This window comes from Porphyrobacter sp. HT-58-2 (genome assembly GCF_002952215.1).
Taxonomy (GTDB): Bacteria; Pseudomonadota; Alphaproteobacteria; order Sphingomonadales; family Sphingomonadaceae; genus Erythrobacter.
The window spans coordinates 412541-425097 of the sequence record NZ_CP022600.1 but is presented as its reverse complement, the minus strand read 5'-3'; the positions used below and the strand labels follow the sequence as shown (position 1 = coordinate 425097).

The window sequence follows — 12557 nt, the reverse complement described above, 5'->3', positions numbered from 1 at the left end:
TGTCATTCGATCACATAGGTGATGCTGGTGGCGGAGAATGCCCGGATCGGCTCCCCCGTAGCATCGCGTGCGGGTTCGAATGTGGCGGCCTGCATCACTTCACAGGCGGGCGATTCCAGCTTCGATGTCGCGGTTGCCTTGACCAGAGTGCATTCTTCCACCTCGCCCTGAGGGCTCACGATCATACGCAGCCGCATGACCCCCTGCTCGCCGATTGCCTGCGCGCCTCTGGGGTAGCGGGCAACGATTGCCTTGATGACCGCAGCCTCATCGACCAGGCGTGGCCCGTTCAGCGCTGTCCGAAGGCGCTCGGGTTCAAGCCCCCAGTCCTTCGCAAGCGCGGCGGTGCAGTCATTCATCACCCTGAAGGCCTCGGTCAGCGGCCCGGTGTCGAACCGGATGATGCGCCAGCCTTGCTGGACTTCGAGATATTGCACCTTCTCGCCATCGGCGGCGGCAAGCTGTTCAAGCGCCGGTTTGGCTTCGGGGCTGTCCGGCGTGTTCGGGGCAGGCTGATCTCCGGTGAAGCTGATCGTCGAGAAGATCACGGCAGGGCCGAAAGACCCGGCGCTGCCCTTCATCGGGCGAACGACCCGTTCTGGATCATCGGCCGAGACACGGAAGCGGGTTTTCTCGAAATTGGCGAAGTTCTGGAAGGCTGGGCCGGCAACGATGACGCCGGCCTCCCCGGAAGGCCAATATTGCCTCAGCGTCAGGAGATGCCTGTTCTTTCCCTCGCCGAAAATGCGGGTGAGCGCGCATACCTCGTCGCCATAATCGACATTCCAGTTGGTTGTGGGTTTCAGCACCACCGGCTTGGCATGGGCAGGTGCGGCAAGGGCCGCAAGCGCTATCCCGGCAAGGGCCAGCGGGGCGGATGCTTTGCGTGCGATCATCGGGATACCTCCGGCAAGCTTGCAACCTGCCAAAGGCTTCGATCAGAATAAAGTCTTTTGCGATGAAGCGTTTAGCTTCTGACCGGACAAGGCGGCATCACGTTGCGACGATCCGCTGCATCAACGCAGACCTGTGCAGGGGCCGGTGGGGATGATGCAGCCTTTCGATCAGAACAGGCGATAGGCAACCGGGACGATGTAGAATGATCTTATCGGCTGCCCGTCCGCGCCTTGGGCCGGTTCGAAGCGCGCGTCCCGCAGGATCTTGCACAATTCGGGCTTCAGCGCCTCGTTGGCGGTCAGCCCTTCGATCATGCAGTCCGACACGGTTCCGTCTGCTTCCACGATCAGGCGTGTGCTGACATCGCCTTCTTCCTCCTGCAGCGCGGCTCTGCGCGGGTAGGTGTTGAAGATGCGTTTGACGATCGCGTCGATGTTGAGAATCCTGGCGGCACGAAACTGCTTGTGCTGATCGGGGTCGAGACCCCAATGCGCCAACAGATCGCTGGTGCAGGCATTCATCGCATCGGCCGCCATGTCCAGTGCGCCCGTTTCGAAGACGACTGCCTTGTTGCGGCGGGCCAGCACGATGCGCTTGATCGCGGCGCCCTCCTTCGGATCGAGCCGTCCGTTCAGCCACCGCACCTCGCCCTCTTTCAGGGGCGTGGCTTCGCGAAGCCGCGCGTCCTTCTTGATGACGCCGCGCCCGATCTGGCCGAAATCGGCGGTCAATCCGCTAATCTCGCGGGCGATCTGGTCTTCGGCCAAGCCCAGCTTAAGGACGCTGTCACGCTGGACCTTTCCAAGTTCGGAGCCGGCGATGGCCAGCGCAAAGAGGTTTCCGGGCGCGGCCTGTTCCATATACAGCAGGTGCGGCGCTTCCTGCGTCCCGAACAGGCGAGAGATACGGCACTTGTTTTCGCCGTAATCAATGCTCCACTGCGTGATCGGCTTGAGTATGCTGACCTCTTCGCGCGCCAACAGGTCGGCAGGATATTCGTCCGCTGCCAGCGCCGCCTGTGCTGAAACAGCAAGCGCGCAGCACGCGAGAAAGCCAGATCGCATGAAAAAACCTCCAGTAGGACGATCATCCTACCGGAGGTTCTTGCAAGCTCAAGTCTGCAAATGTTTGATGATTTTACAGCGCGCCGGTCAGCTCCGGCACAGCGGCATAGAGGTCCGCGACAAGGCCGATATCCGCGACCTGGAAGATCGGGGCGTCTTCGTCCTTGTTGATGGCGATGATGACCTTGGAATCCTTCATGCCCGCAAGGTGCTGGATCGCGCCCGAGATGCCGATGGCGAAGTACACTTCCGGGGCGACGATCTTGCCGGTCTGGCCGACCTGATAGTCGTTGGGGACATAGCCCGCATCGACCGCCGCGCGGCTCGCGCCGATGGCGGCGCCGAGCTTGTCGGCGAGCGGCGTGATGGTCGCTTCGAAGGTCTCCGCGTCCTTCAGCGCGCGGCCGCCCGAGACGATGATCTTGGCGCTGGTCAGTTCCGGACGCTCGCTCTTGGCGATTTCCGAGCTGACGAAGCTGGAGGTGCCGGCATCACCGGGGCCGCTGACGGCTTCGATGGCAGCCGAGCCGCCTTCGGTCGCCGCCTTTTCAAAGGCGGTGCCGCGCACGGTGATGACGAGCTTGGCATCGGTCGATTCGACGGTGGCGATGGCGTTGCCGGCGTAGATCGGGCGGGTGAAGGTCTTGGGGCCTTCGACCGACAGGATCTCGCTGACCTGCATCACGTCGAGATGCGCGGCGACGCGCGGGGCGATGTTCTTGCCCTGCGTGGTGGCGGGGGCGAGGAAGGCGTCGTGCTCGGCCATCAGCGCGGCGGCGAGCGGGGCGACGTTTTCGGCAAGGCCGTTGGCGTAAGCCGCATCGTCCGCAACGTGGACCTTGGCCACGCCCGCGATCTTGGCGGCAGCTTCGGCCACCGAGCCGCAGTTGTGACCGGCAACCAGCAGGTGGACTTCGCCGAGCTTCGATGCAGCGGTGACCACCGCGAGCGTCGCGTCGTTCACCTTGGTGTTGTCATGTTCGACGAGAACCAGAGTCTTCATCTGATAATCCTTTCAATTCCCTGTCCCGTTCGCCTCGAGCGTCGTCGAGAGGCCGGTGCGGTGTGTCTCGACTTCGCTCGACACGAACGGCACCGCGGGAAAAATCAGTGGCTTCAAGCGATGCCGAGCGCCTTGACCTTCTCGACCAGCGCGGCGACGTCGGCGACCTTTTCGCCCGCCTGGCGCACCGGTGGCTCGGCGACCTTGAGGGTCTTGAGGCGCGGGGTCAGATCGACGCCGTAATCACCGGCGGTCTTGGTCGCGAGCGGCTTCTGCTTCGCCTTCATGATGTTCGGCAGCGAGGCATAGCGCGGCTCGTTCAGGCGCAGGTCGGTGGTGACGATCGCGGGGAGCGCGAGCTTCACGGTCTGGAGGCCGCCATCAACTTCGCGCTTCACGGTGACAGAGTCGCCGTCGACTTCGACGGTGTTGGCAAAGGTGCCCTGCGGACGGCCCATCAGCGCGGCGAGCATCTGGCCGGTCTGGTTGCTGTCGTCGCTGATCGACTGCTTGCCGAGGATGACGAGGCCGGGGGCTTCTTCATCGGCAATCGCCTTGAGGATCTTCGCAACCGCCAGCGGCTCGACTTCTTCTTCGGTCTCGACGAGGATCGCGCGGTCCGCACCCATGGCGAGCGCGGTGCGCAGGGTTTCCTGCGCCTTGGCCGGGCCGATCGAGACGGCGACGATTTCCGTGGCCGCGCCCTTTTCCTTGAGGCGGATGGCTTCCTCGACCGCGATCTCGTCGAACGGGTTCATGCTCATCTTGACGTTGGCAAGGTCAACGCCGGTGCCGTCGGCCTTGACCCGCGGCTTGACGTTGTAATCGATCACCCGCTTGACGGGGACGAGGATCTTCATGGCTTGTCCTTCCTCTCAAAGAATCACGTGACGCCCTTCAGCGCCTTGGCCGCCCGCCTAGCTTGCGTTTACGTAAACGTCAAGCAGGGCGGGTTGCCATAAATGCGGGCGAAGATGATACGCGATCCGCTTCGCCCGGGATGTATTGGCGCCCTATCAGGCGGCCTTCTTCACTTCCGCGACGATCTTCTGCGCGGCGTCACCCAGATTGTCGGCGCTCACGATGGCGAGGCCCGAATTGTCGAGGATCGCCTTGCCTTCGGCCACGTTGGTGCCTTCCAGACGCACCACCAGCGGCACCTGCAGGTTCACGTCCTTGGCCGCCTGCACGATGCCGTTGGCGATCACGTCGCACTTCATGATCCCGCCGAAGATGTTGACGAGGATGCCTTCCACCGCCGGGTCCTTGAGGATGATCTTGAACGCCGCGGTCACCTTTTCGGTGGTGGCGCCGCCGCCCACGTCGAGGAAGTTGGCCGGGAAGGCGCCGTTCAGCTTGATGATGTCCATCGTCGCCATGGCGAGGCCCGCGCCGTTGACCATGCAGCCGATGTTGCCGTCGAGCTTGATGTAGGCGAGGTCATATTCGCTGGCTTCGACTTCGGCCGGGTCTTCCTCGGTCTCGTCGCGCAGGGCTTCGATATCGGGGTGGCGGTAGAGCGCGTTGCCGTCAAAGCTCATCTTGGCGTCGAGCACCAGCAGCTTGCCATCTTCGCTTTCGACCAGCGGGTTGATCTCCAGCATCTCGCAATCGGTGGCGAGGAAGGCGTCATAGAGCTGCTTGGCGAGTTTCTGCGCCTGCTTGTTGAGATCGCCCTGAAGCTTCAGCGCAAAGGCCACCGCGCGGCCGTGGTGCGGCTGGAAGCCCTGCGCCGGATCGACGCTGAAGGTGGTGATGAGTTCCGGCGTGTCATGCGCCACGGTCTCGATATCCATCCCGCCCTCGGTCGAGACGACGAAGGCGACGCGGCCCGACGCGCGGTCGACCAGCAGCGAGAGGTAGTATTCCTTGGCGATGTCGACGCCGTCGGTGATGTAGAGGCGGTTGACCTGCTTGCCCGCTTCGCCCGTCTGGATAGTGACCAGCGTGTTGCCGAGCATTTCCTCGGCATGGGCGCGCACTTCATCGAGGCTCTTGGCGAGGCGCACGCCGCCCTTGGCGTCAGCCGGAAGCTCCTTGAACTTGCCCTTCCCGCGTCCGCCTGCATGGATCTGCGCCTTCACGACATAGAGCGGCCCGGGCAGCTTCTTGGCGGCTTCCACCGCTTCTTCGACGCTGAGCGCGGCATGGCCTGCCGGCACCGCGATCCCGTGCTTGGCGAGCAGTTCCTTGGCCTGATATTCGTGAACGTTCATTGCGTATCGATCCCTTCAATGCGTGTCTCTGGGGAGAGGTTCGTCCACGCGGGGCCTAAGCACGGATCGACCCTCTTGAAAAGTGCTCTGTGCAGGCGCAACAGCAAGGCTCTCATGATTGACAGGGATCGCCTTCAAGCAATCGTCCGCGAGGCGGGCCGGATCGCCCATGCGCGCTGGCCAGGAGCGGGCCATGCCCTGCGCAGCTGGGACAAGAGTCCTGACAATCCGGTGAGCGAGGCCGACCTCGAAGTGGACCGGTTTCTGAAGCGCGAATTGCATCGCCTGCTGCCGTCTGCCGCGTGGCTTTCGGAGGAGACGGCCGATGACAAGGTGCGCACCGCCAGCGGGCTGATCTGGCTGGTCGATCCGGTCGACGGCACGCGCGACTTCGTTCGCGGCAGGGCGGGCTGGGCGATTTCCGTCGCACTGGTGAGCGCGGGTCGTCCGCTGATCGGGATGCTGGCGGCACCGGCGCGGGGCGAGGAGTGGCTGGCGGTGGCGGGACAGGGCGCGACCCTCAACGGCTTGCCGATCCGGGCGAGCCAGCGCACGGAATTCGCAGGTGCGCGGGTGCCGACCCACAGCCTGCCGCGCGAGGACAGCGATCTGGTCGCGGTCGATCAGCCCAATTCGATCGCGCTGAGGATCGCGATGGTCGCCGATGACCGCGCCGATCTGGTCGCGACGCTGCGCTGGGGCTACGAATGGGATATCGCCGCTGCGACGCTGATTGCGCGCGAGGCGGGGGCGGAAGTCACCGATGCTTTCGGCCAGCCGCTCGCCTACAACAAGCATGACCCGCGCGATTTCGGCGTGCTGGTGTGCTCGCCCGCGATCCATGCCGCGGCGGTGGAGCGGCTGGCGGAGCGGGCCAAGGCGCTCCGGTAGAGCAGCACCAACTCGACAATTCTTGGGGCGGAACTGAAACGGGCCACCCATCTGGGTGGCCCGCAAGCGCGACCGCGCGTCCGCAGCGATGCGGCCCTCAGGCCGCGTGAGCGAGGAAGCGGGGCTGCGGAGGCAGCCCCGCCTCGAAAACGATCAGTTCCCGGCGCGCGCGGCGTTCACATCGTCCTGGCTGATCGGGATGATCTTGATCTCGACCCGGCGGTTGAGCGGTTCGTTGACATTGTCGCCGGTCTTGACGCGCAGATAGTCATATTGTTCGCCGAAACCCTGTGTCGCAATGCGCGACCGGGCCACGCCGCGCGCGGCAATATAGTCGGCGACGGCCTGCGCGCGCTGTTCGGACAGGCGCTGGTTGGTGGCGGGCGAGCCGGTGGTGTCGGTGAAGCCGTAGACGTCGATCAGGCTGTTCGGGTACTTGATCAGCGTTTCGGCGACATTGTTGAGTGTTTCGTAGAAGCCGGGATTGATCGCCGCCGACCCGGTGGCGAAGGTCACCCCGTCAGGCAGGCGCACGAGGATCGCTTCCTGATCGCCCACTTCCTCGACATCCACACCGCTGCCCGCGGTCTGTTCCTTCAGTTCCTTGATCTGGTCGTCATACTGCTTGCCGAGGATCGCCCCGGCTGATCCGCCGATCCCGGCACCGATGATGCGCCCGGCATCGCCGCCGATCGCCCCGCCGAGCAGATAGCCAAGCGTGCCGCCAAGGCCAGTGCCGATGGCAGTGCGGGAGATCTTCCTTTCACCGGTGTTGGGGTCGGTCACGCAGGCGCTGGTGCCCAGCAGGGCAAGCGCGGCGGTGCCTGACAGCAGGATCCGTGAAAACGTCATAAGCCATTCCTCCCTCTTGTCTTGTTCCGAGAATGCCACGCCGCCCGGATGACAGCAAGGCTTCGGCCAGGGTCTGACGCTCCACCCGATGGCGCGGCCTGTATTGACCGATGTTGAACAACAGGCGCCATGTCGCATTGGATGCTCTGGATTGGTGGCACGGCGCGCAGTTTGTGCTAGCGCGGGCAGCGTGACACCTTTTCCCTGGATCGATCTGGCCATCATTCTCGCGCTCGTTGTGCTCAACGGTGTGTTTGCCATGTCCGAACTCGCCATCGTCTCGGCCAAGACCAGCGCGCTCGAAGCCAAGGCGGAAGCCGGCTCTGCCAGTGCACGCATCGCCATTGCTCTGGCGGCGAACCCGGGCAAGTTCCTCTCCACCGTGCAGATTGGCATCACGCTGATCGGGATCATCGCCGGGGCCTATTCGGGGGCCAGTCTGGGCGGGCCGGTGGGCGAACGGCTGGCGGCCATGGGCCTGCCCGAGAAATTCGCGGACGAGACCGGCTTTGCCGTGGTGATCGCCTTCACCACCTATCTCAGCCTGATCGTCGGCGAACTGGTGCCAAAGCAGCTGGCCCTGCGCGCGGCGGTGCCGGTATCGCTGGTGATGGCCCGCCCGATGGCGTTTCTCGCCAAGGCCGCTGCGCCGTTGGTGTGGCTGCTGGATTCCAGCTCGGCCGCGATCATCCGCCTGTTCGGCATTCGTGGCGGCGACGAGGGTACCGTTACCGCCGAAGAGCTGCGCATGATCTTTGCCGAAGCGACCCGGTCAGGCGTGATCGAGGCGGAACAGCGCCAGATCCTCACCGGCGTTGTCCGGCTGGCCGAACGCCCGGTGCGCGAAATGATGACCCCGCGCACCGAAGTCGACTGGATCGAGGCCGACGCCGGCCTGGCGGAAATCCGCGAGACGATCGAAGACAGCTCCCATTCGCTGCTGCCGGTGGCCGAAGGCTCGCCCGACACGATCCTCGGCGTCGTCAAGGTGCGCGATGTGCTCGCGGCGCTGGTGGCGGGCCGCCCGGTGGCCCTGCGCGACATGATGCGCAAAGTCGAAGTGGTGCCGGATCAGCTTGACGCGATGGACGCGCTGCGGGTGCTCCAGCAGGCCGAAGTGGCGATGGCGGTGGTGCATGATGAATACGGCCATTTCGAAGGGATCGTCACCCCCGTCGATCTGCTCACCGCGATCGTCGGCAATTTCGCCAGCGACAGCGATGATGGCGATCTGCCGAGCGTGATCGAGCGCGAGGACGGATCCTTGCTGGTTTCAGGCTCGCTGTCAGCCGACGCTCTGGCTGACAGGTTGGGGCTGGAATATGGCGAGGACCGCGAGTTCGGCACGGCGGCGGGCTATGCCCTCTCGGTGCTCAAGAAACTGCCGCACGAAGGTGAACACTTCAACGATCAGGGCTGGCGCTTCGAGGTGGTCGACATGGACGGCCGCCGCATCGACAAGCTGCTGGTGACCCGCGAGGGTGAGGACTGACTCTACCCCCCTCCCCTTGGGGAGGGGCCGGGGGTGGGGGCTCAACGTTTTTGTTGTCCGCATCGCCTCCGCGATGCGAAATCCTCGCGCCTTCGGCGCTGCGGGCGGGCGGTCGCGATGGCGGTCGCTGCGCGACCGTTTTCAGCTCTAGACCGTGAGGCGCAGTGCGGCGAGGCTTTAGGCGCTCGGAATTACGGTAGAAGCCGACTGCCCGTCACCTTCCGGTGCGGCGATGATGTCGCGGGTGACCCGGCCCTTGGCGACGGTGTTGGTGCCGGTGTCGCCGACCTGGCTGCGGATGCTCGGCGCGGCATTGCCGGCACGGTCGATCAGGCTCGCTTCGATCCGGCTGCGCGGCGCGGGGCCACCGAACAGCGCATCAAGCGCCTGCTCAGCCGCATTGCCTTCCGCCGGGCGCGGGGCGCCGGGGGCGGGCGGGGTGAGGGTGAAATCGGGCGGCACCACCAGCGGCGCCTGACGCTGCACCGCGAATTCATCGGGACGGGCGCGGTTGAACACCCCGCCGCCGCCGCCACAGGCCGCCAGCATCGCTGAAACGCCGGCCAGCAGGATCACGGGTGTGAGGTTACGCATCATTGGGCTCTCCACGGGGCGCATCCCCGGTTTCGGTTTCCTCCTTGTCGCGCACGAACAGGCTGCGGGCAAGGATGATTAGAACGCCGATGGTGATCGCGGCGTCGGCGATGTTGAAGATCAGGAAGGGGCGGAAGTCCCCGATGTGGAAATCGGCATAGTCGATGACATAGCCCAGATCATAGCGATCGCGGATATTGCCGATCGCCCCGCCGAGGATCAGCGCAAGGCCGATGATGTCGGCCAGCACCTTCTCGCGCATCATCCACACCAGCACCACCAGCGCAATCACCGCAGTCAGCAGCACCAGCGCCCAGCGCGTCTCCATGTCGGTCGCCTGGAACATCCCGAGCGAGACACCCCGGTTTTCGGTATAGGTGAGGTCGAAGAAGGGCAGCAGGTCGATGCTGCCGACTTGCCGGAGCGCGAGCGGGCCGACCACGTACCATTTCACCGCCTGATCGATGATGGCGACGATGGCCGCCAGCACCAGGCCGATCAGCCGGTTGCGGGTGAAAAGGCCCTTCATGCCCCAGCCCCCGCATCCATCGCGCTGACCACTTCATCGCAGCGACCGCACAGCGCGCCTTCCTCAGCCACGTCGGGCAGATGGCGCCAGCAGCGGCTGCATTTGTGGTGCTGTGTCTTGGTCACGATCACGCTCTCGCCCTGCCCGCGCGTGACTGTCGCGGTGATGAACAGTTCGGCGAGTTGTTCGTCCGACACGCCCTCTGGCACGGCGCTGGCGGGGACCACCACTTCCGCTTCGAGGCTGGAGCGGATGGTCTTGTCGCGGCGCAGCGGCTCGATCGCTTCGTTGACCTGATCCCGCAGCGCCCTGAGCGCGTCCCATTTGGCGGTATCGGCCCGCACGCCCGGCACGCTCGGCCATTCGAGCAGGTGGACGCTTCCGCGCTGGCCCGCGTCATCTTCCTCGCCGTCCTCGGGATAGCGGGAGAGCCACACTTCCTCCGCCGTGAACACCAGCACCGGCGCGGCATAGCGCACCAGCGCGTGGAACAGCAGGTCGAGCACCGTGCGATAGGCGTTGCGCGTGGTCGAATCCGGCCCGTCGCAATAGAGCGAGTCCTTGCGGATATCGAAGAAGAAGGCCGAGAGGTCTTCGTTGCAGAAATCCACCAGCAGGCGGGTGTAGAGGTTGAAGTCGTAAGCCTCAGCCGCCGCGCGCAGCTTGCCGTCCAGTTCGGACAGCAGTGCGAGGATATAGACCTCCAGCTCCGGCAATTCCCCCGCATCGCTCATGTCGCCCACGAAGCCGTCGAGCGCGCCGAGCAGGTAGCGGAAGGTGTTGCGCAGCTTGCGATACTGGTCGCCGACGCCCTTGAGGATCTCGTCGCCGATGCGGTGATCCTCGGTGAAGTCGACCGAAAGCGCCCACAGCCGGATGATGTCCGCGCCGTAGGTTTCCATCACCTTCAGCGGATCGACCGTGTTGCCGAGGCTCTTCGACATCTTCTTGCCCTTGGCATCCATGGTGAAGCCGTGGGTCAAGACCTGATCGTAAGGCGCACGCCCGCGCGTGGCGCTGGATTGCAGCAGCGAGGACTGGAACCAGCCGCGGTGCTGGTCGGAGCCTTCGAGGTAGAGGTTGGCGGGCCATTGCAGGTCGGGCCAGCGCCCGCTTTCGAGCACGAAGGCGTGAGTGCAGCCGCTATCGAACCACACGTCGAGAATGTCGGTGACCATTGCGTAGTCGTCGGGGTCGTAGTTGGGCCCAAGGAACGCCGCCTTGTTGGCGCTGTTCCACGCGTCCATGCCTTCCGCGTTCACCGCCGCGACGATGCGGGCGTTGACGGCGGGGTCTTGCAGATAGGAGCCGTCAGGCCGCACGAACAGCGTGATCGGCACACCCCATGCGCGCTGGCGGGAGAGCACCCAGTCGGGCCGGCCTTCGACCATCGCACCGATCCGGTTGCGGCCCTTTTCGGGGATGAACTGCACGCGCTGGATTTCTGCGAGGGCGGTGCTTCTCAGCGTCTCGACTTCGCTCGACGCGAACGGCTGGGGGGTGGTGCTCTCAACTCCGTTCGTGTCGAGCGAAGTCGAGACACCCGGCAAAGGCTTGTCCATCGGCACGAACCATTGCGGGGTGCAGCGGAAGATCACCTTGGCCTTGGAGCGCCACGAGTGCGGGTAGGAGTGCGCGTAATCCGCGCTCGCGGCGAGCAGCGCGCCCGCTTCGCGCAGGTCCGAGCAGATCGGGCCGTCGGGCGCGTTGAACTTGGGGTTGATGACGCTCATGCGGCGCTCGTCCGCGCCGCCCAGCCAGCCCCAGTCGTCCCGATAACGCCCGTCGTCCATCACCGCGAAGACGGGGTTGATGCCGTTGGCTTTGCAGAGGTCGAAGTCGTCCTCGCCATGATCGGGCGCCATGTGGACGAGGCCGGTACCGCTATCGGTGGTGACGAAGTCGCCGGGCAACAACGGGCGCGGGGTCGCGTAGAACCCGCCGAGGTGGTGCATCGGGTGGCGGACGAGGGTGCCAGCGAGTTCGGAGCCTTTCACCCGCTCAGCATAGATGTAACAGGACGGATCACCCTCTTTTGGAAGCTCATAAGTGTCAGGACCAGAAATCAAGCCAGCGCGTCGTTCGAATTGCCTGGCGAGGTCAGCCGCGACCAGATAGTGCTGAACGCCACCGCCCTCGTAGAATAGAACGTAATCCGTCGTTTCGCTGAATGCGATCGCTTGGTTGACGGGGATCGTCCAAGGAGTTGTCGTCCAAACGACAGCTGCGACCGGCCAGCCCTTGTCGAGAAGTGCTTGGATCGTCGGCGACTGCGATTCCACAATCTCGAACGCCACGTCGATCTGCGTGGAAACAATGTCCTCGTATTCGACCTCCGCCTCAGCCAGCGCGGTCTGTTCGACCGGCGACCACATCACCGGCTTCGAGCCGCGATAGAGGTTCCCCGCCTCGGCCAGCTTGAGCAGCTCGGCGACGATCACCGCCTCGCTCTCCTTCTGCATGGTGAGGTAGGGGTGGTCCCAATCGCCCATGATGCCGAGGCGCTTCAGCTGCCCGCGCTGCACGTCGACCCACTTCTGCGCATAGGCGCGGCATTCGTCGCGGAACGCCATGACCGCCGCCTCGTCACGCCCCGCGCCGGTGAGGACGGGCTTGGCCTTCTTCTCCTTGCGATACTGCTCTTCGACCTTCCACTCGATGGGCAGGCCGTGGCAGTCCCAGCCGGGCACGTAAGGCGCATCGCGGCCCAGCAGGTTCTGGGTGCGGCAGACCATGTCCTTGAGGATGTGGTTCAGCGCATGGCCCACGTGGATGTCGCCATTGGCATAGGGCGGGCCGTCGTGAAGGATGAACTTTTCCCGACCCCGACGGGCTTTGCGCAGGGCGTCATAGAGCCCGATCTGCTCCCAGCGCGCGGCAATGCCCGGCTCCTTCTGGGGGAGGCCGGCCTTCATGGGGAAATCGGTCTTCGGCAGGAAGACGGTGTCCCGATAGTCTTTCGCTTCTTTGGCGCGCGCTGTGGTTTCGTCGGTCATCGCACTTCACATTTCCGTTCGTG

11 protein-coding genes are annotated in these 12557 nt (G+C 64.7%); 2 read left to right on the top strand and 9 right to left on the bottom strand.

What is annotated here, in order from left to right:
- Window positions 1-2: 2 nt before the first annotated feature.
- From CHX26_RS02070 to sucC, 5 genes are all read right to left on the bottom strand, one after another.
- Window positions 3-896, bottom strand: coding sequence for an energy transducer TonB (locus tag CHX26_RS02070; RefSeq protein WP_104940944.1), 894 nt, complete (start codon window positions 894-896; stop codon window positions 3-5).
- A 168-nt stretch (window positions 897-1064) separates the two neighbouring features.
- On the bottom strand, window positions 1065-1961 hold the full coding sequence (locus CHX26_RS02065; RefSeq protein WP_104940943.1) for an energy transducer TonB: 897 nt from the start codon (window positions 1959-1961) through the stop codon (window positions 1065-1067).
- A 73-nt stretch (window positions 1962-2034) separates the two neighbouring features.
- Window positions 2035-2964, bottom strand: coding sequence for an electron transfer flavoprotein subunit alpha/FixB family protein (locus CHX26_RS02060; protein WP_104940942.1), 930 nt, complete (start codon window positions 2962-2964; stop codon window positions 2035-2037).
- 113 nt (window positions 2965-3077) lie between these two features.
- The gene (locus CHX26_RS02055) at window positions 3078-3824 is read right to left on the bottom strand and encodes an electron transfer flavoprotein subunit beta/FixA family protein (protein ID WP_104940941.1); all 747 of its coding nucleotides are present in this window, start codon (window positions 3822-3824) and stop codon (window positions 3078-3080) included.
- 156 nt (window positions 3825-3980) lie between these two features.
- Entirely contained in the window at window positions 3981-5180 is a 1200-nt protein-coding gene (gene sucC, locus CHX26_RS02050; RefSeq protein WP_104940940.1) for an ADP-forming succinate--CoA ligase subunit beta, read from the bottom strand.
- A 114-nt stretch (window positions 5181-5294) separates the two neighbouring features.
- Between sucC and CHX26_RS02045 the strand changes: the two genes are divergently transcribed.
- Window positions 5295-6071, top strand: coding sequence for a 3'(2'),5'-bisphosphate nucleotidase CysQ (locus CHX26_RS02045; protein ID WP_104940939.1), 777 nt, complete (start codon window positions 5295-5297; stop codon window positions 6069-6071).
- 153 nt (window positions 6072-6224) lie between these two features.
- Here CHX26_RS02045 and CHX26_RS02040 read toward each other — a convergent pair whose 3' ends face one another.
- Entirely contained in the window at window positions 6225-6923 is a 699-nt protein-coding gene (locus tag CHX26_RS02040; RefSeq protein WP_104943189.1) for an OmpA family protein, read from the bottom strand.
- 190 nt (window positions 6924-7113) lie between these two features.
- On the opposite strand from CHX26_RS02040, the gene CHX26_RS02035 reads away from it, so the two are divergent.
- On the top strand, window positions 7114-8415 hold the full coding sequence (locus CHX26_RS02035; protein WP_104940938.1) for a hemolysin family protein: 1302 nt from the start codon (window positions 7114-7116) through the stop codon (window positions 8413-8415).
- Between the two features lie 177 nt (window positions 8416-8592).
- On the opposite strand, the gene CHX26_RS02030 is transcribed toward CHX26_RS02035, so the two are convergent.
- The 3 genes from CHX26_RS02030 to ileS are packed head-to-tail and all read right to left on the bottom strand — an operon-like array spanning window position 8593 to window position 12534.
- Window positions 8593-9009 (bottom strand): DUF3035 domain-containing protein, encoded by a 417-nt coding sequence (locus CHX26_RS02030; RefSeq protein WP_104943188.1) that lies wholly within the window; start codon window positions 9007-9009, stop codon window positions 8593-8595.
- Window positions 9002-9538, bottom strand: coding sequence for a signal peptidase II (gene lspA, locus CHX26_RS02025; protein ID WP_104940937.1), 537 nt, complete (start codon window positions 9536-9538; stop codon window positions 9002-9004). Before lspA ends, CHX26_RS02030 begins: the two co-directional genes overlap by 8 nt.
- Window positions 9535-12534, bottom strand: a complete 3000-nt coding sequence (gene ileS, locus CHX26_RS02020) for an isoleucine--tRNA ligase (RefSeq protein WP_104940936.1) — start codon at window positions 12532-12534, stop codon at window positions 9535-9537. The genes lspA and ileS overlap by 4 nt, the downstream gene beginning before the upstream one ends.
- Between the last annotated feature and the right edge of the window lie 23 nt (window positions 12535-12557).

Bases quoted from the DNA above. Each gene is read 5' to 3' on its own strand.
- CHX26_RS02070 (WP_104940944.1), bottom strand. From the start codon at position 896: ATGATCGCACGCAAAGCATCCGCCCCGCTGGCCCTTGCCGGGATAGCG.
- CHX26_RS02060 (WP_104940942.1), bottom strand. From the start codon at position 2,964: ATGAAGACTCTGGTTCTCGTCGAACATGACAACACCAAGGTGAACGAC.
- ileS (WP_104940936.1), bottom strand. From the start codon at position 12,534: ATGACCGACGAAACCACAGCGCGCGCCAAAGAAGCGAAAGACTATCGG.
- CHX26_RS02045 (WP_104940939.1), top strand. From the start codon at position 5,295: ATGATTGACAGGGATCGCCTTCAAGCAATCGTCCGCGAGGCGGGCCGG.
- CHX26_RS02055 (WP_104940941.1), bottom strand. From the start codon at position 3,824: ATGAAGATCCTCGTCCCCGTCAAGCGGGTGATCGATTACAACGTCAAG.
- CHX26_RS02040 (WP_104943189.1), bottom strand. From the start codon at position 6,923: ATGACGTTTTCACGGATCCTGCTGTCAGGCACCGCCGCGCTTGCCCTG.
- CHX26_RS02030 (WP_104943188.1), bottom strand. From the start codon at position 9,009: ATGCGTAACCTCACACCCGTGATCCTGCTGGCCGGCGTTTCAGCGATG.
- sucC (WP_104940940.1), bottom strand. From the start codon at position 5,180: ATGAACGTTCACGAATATCAGGCCAAGGAACTGCTCGCCAAGCACGGG.
- lspA (WP_104940937.1), bottom strand. From the start codon at position 9,538: ATGAAGGGCCTTTTCACCCGCAACCGGCTGATCGGCCTGGTGCTGGCG.
- CHX26_RS02065 (WP_104940943.1), bottom strand. From the start codon at position 1,961: ATGCGATCTGGCTTTCTCGCGTGCTGCGCGCTTGCTGTTTCAGCACAG.